Source organism: Sphaerisporangium aureirubrum, assembly GCF_042658925.1.
GTDB classification, from domain to species: Bacteria; Actinomycetota; Actinomycetes; order Streptosporangiales; family Streptosporangiaceae; genus Sphaerisporangium; species Sphaerisporangium aureirubrum.
In genome coordinates this window covers 1-953 of record NZ_JBHSRF010000196.1, presented here as the reverse complement: position 1 = coordinate 953, position 953 = coordinate 1, and the positions used below count along the sequence as shown (strand labels likewise).

Here is a 953-nt window from a genome sequence, read left to right as displayed (position 1 = left end):
GTCCCCGGCGGGGGGTGGGACGGTGCTCACCTGGAGTGTGCCGCTCAGGTGAGGCGTCGTCCGGAGATCTGTTCGGTGTGGATCATGATGTAGTGGTCCTGGCCGCCGGGGGCCCAGCGGATCAGCGGGAGGGTGGCCAGTCGCTGGATCTGGTGGGGCTGGGTGACGGCGGTGGCGTGGCCGACGGCGGTGACCGACCAGCCGGTCCGGGTGGTGACGTCGATGTCGTCGGCTTCGAAGGCGACCACGGCGTCGCGGGTCGCCGCGGCGAGTTTGGAGGCCGAGGCGGTGCGGATCACGATGCTCTGGCCGTCCAGCAGGAAGTTCACCGGTTGCACGCTGGGCAGGGCGCGGTCGGTGAACACGATCCGCCCGACCGGGGTCAGCGACAGCAACTCCAGGCACTGCTGGCGGGTCAGGATCAGCAACCCGGCCGAATCGAGATTCATGCCCCTCAGGGTGCGCCGCCGGTGCCTGTCGTGGTGAGGGACGAAAGTCCCTTCAGTGCCGCCGTTCCGCCTTCATCCGTGCCGCCAGGGCCGCGACCTGGGTGCGGCGCTGCATGCTGAGCTTGCTCAGCAGATTGGACACATAGTTCTTCACGGTCTTCTCCGCCAGGAACAGCCGGTCGCCGATCTGCCGGTTGGTCAGTCCTTCGCCGATCAGTTCCAGGATGTGGCGTTCCTGTTCGGTCAGCGCGGCCAGCGGGTCCTTGCGGGAGGCCTGGTCGCGTAGCCGGTTCAGCATCGCGGCGGTGGTCTGCGGGTCCAGCAGCGACTGGCCCGCCGCGACGGTCCGGACCGCTCCGACCAGGTCCGAGCCGTGGATCTGCTTGAGCACATACCCCGAGGCGCCGGCCATGACCGCGTCGAACAGCGCGTCGTCGTCGGCGTAGGAGGTGAGCATCAGGCACGCCAGCTCCGGCAGCCGCGACCGCACCTCACGGCACACCT

2 protein-coding genes are annotated in these 953 nt (G+C 69.0%); both read right to left on the bottom strand.

Translation table 11 applies throughout. From position 1 onward, the window contains the following. Positions 1-44: 44 nt before the first annotated feature. Positions 45-449, bottom strand: coding sequence for a pyridoxamine 5'-phosphate oxidase family protein (locus tag ACFP1K_RS41110; RefSeq protein WP_380764032.1), 405 nt, complete (start codon positions 447-449; stop codon positions 45-47). Positions 450-501: 52 nt separating this feature from the next. After that, positions 502-953 (bottom strand): LuxR C-terminal-related transcriptional regulator (locus ACFP1K_RS41105; RefSeq protein WP_380764030.1); only part of this gene is annotated, 452 nt, incomplete at its 5' end.

Excerpts from the sequence above, each read along its gene's own strand:
- ACFP1K_RS41110 (WP_380764032.1), bottom strand. The coding sequence starts at position 449 with ATGAATCTCGATTCGGCCGGGTTGCTGATCCTGACCCGCCAGCAGTGC.